The sequence below is a fragment of the Mesorhizobium sp. M7A.F.Ca.US.005.03.2.1 genome, assembly GCF_003997795.1.
In the GTDB taxonomy this organism is placed as follows: Bacteria; Pseudomonadota; Alphaproteobacteria; order Rhizobiales; family Rhizobiaceae; genus Mesorhizobium; species Mesorhizobium ciceri.
This window is the reverse complement of sequence record NZ_RZRP01001463.1, coordinates 1-736: the sequence shown is the minus strand read 5'-3', so window position 1 is coordinate 736 and position 736 is coordinate 1. Positions and strand designations below refer to the sequence as shown.

At 62.1% G+C, this 736-nt stretch carries 1 protein-coding gene and 1 pseudogene; both read right to left on the bottom strand.

Annotated elements, in window-relative coordinates; translation table 11 throughout:
- Nucleotides 1-326 (bottom strand): annotated as a pseudogene (locus EN991_RS38505) (orotate phosphoribosyltransferase); the annotation flags it as partial.
- Nucleotides 327-376: 50 nt separating this feature from the next.
- Nucleotides 377-736, bottom strand: a 360-nt coding sequence (locus EN991_RS38500; RefSeq protein WP_164769777.1) for an ACT domain-containing protein, incomplete at its 5' end; no start/stop codon positions are given.

Here is a 736-nt window from a genome sequence, read left to right as displayed (position 1 = left end):
CCCCTGGCGATCTCGAAGCGGCGCAAGCGGAACTCGCCCCCTTCCCGCTCGACCCAGATCGCCGGCACGCCGAGATGACGTGAGGTCTCATAGGCCGGGATCAGCCCGCCGATCGCCGGGCCGACGACATAGTCGATCTTGCCGGGCACGCCTGCGCGGATCTTCTCCGCCAGCGCCTTGCACAGAAGCTCGGTCTTGTCGGCATGCATGAACACGCGCGCCTTCTGCAGGAAGACCGGACTGCGCAGGCCCGAGGTCAAAATGAAATGCCCTTCCAGAACAGCACCCGCCTCGCGGAAAATGCCCAGCACTTCATCGGTGTTCATGTCTGCCTCTTTTTGATTGACCATGACGTTGTCCGAAACCGGAGCATGGTCTAGCCATTGACGCGTCTTGCGTCGCTGACGCTCGAATTGTCCTTGAGCTGCGATAGCAGCCGGTTGAGGTGCTTGAGATCCCAGACTTCGAGATCGATCAGCATTTCGGTGAAGTCGGGCGCAGTGCGCACCATCGACAGCGTATGGATGTTGGCGTCGTTCGAGGCAACCACCTGCGCTATATCGGCGAGTGACCCCGGCGCGTTGATGGCGGTGACCGATACGCGCGCCGGAAAGCGTTCCTTGGTGCGCTCATCGATGTCCCAGCGCACGTCGATCCAGCGCTCGGGCTGGTCATCGAACGCCTGCAGCGCTGGCGACTGGATCGGATAGATAGTGATGCCGGTGCCCGGCTGGAC